This is a genomic window from Pseudoalteromonas sp. bablab_jr011, assembly GCF_016464045.1.
GTDB classification, from domain to species: Bacteria; Pseudomonadota; Gammaproteobacteria; order Enterobacterales; family Alteromonadaceae; genus Pseudoalteromonas; species Pseudoalteromonas lipolytica.
Genome location: NZ_JACDWU010000010.1, coordinates 1 through 329, shown reverse-complemented (window position 1 = coordinate 329; position 329 = coordinate 1). Strand labels below are relative to the sequence as shown.

The 329-nt window shown below is 38.3% G+C and carries 1 protein-coding gene; it reads left to right on the top strand.

All coding sequences use genetic code 11. The features are described 5' to 3' along the window. Positions 1-115: 115 nt before the first annotated feature. A partial coding sequence (gene tnpA / locus JIG41_RS00160; RefSeq protein ID WP_409372697.1) for an IS200/IS605 family transposase occupies positions 116-329 on the top strand: 214 nt, incomplete at its 3' end.

The following is a 329-nucleotide window of genomic DNA, read 5'->3' as shown; positions in this document are numbered from 1 at the left end:
TTTTGATGTGATGTTGGGTTAGCACGTAGCTTAATGCCAGTTAGCATGCTCTTTCCGTAGGTTGTCAATTGCGGTAACTATTATTACACTTAGCGTTAAATTGTCAATCTAGTCTATGAGTAAAATGTACGAATGGAGAATAGGCAGAAGCTGCCTATTTAAAAACAACGCTCATCTAGTATTTGTTACAAAATACCGAAGAGGCGTTTTCACTAAAGAGATGTTAGATAGAGCCAAAGAGATAATGGAGGAAACCTGTAAGCAAATGGATTGCGAGCTTTTAGAGTTTGGTGGAGAACATGACCACGTTCACTTAATGGTGTCTATTC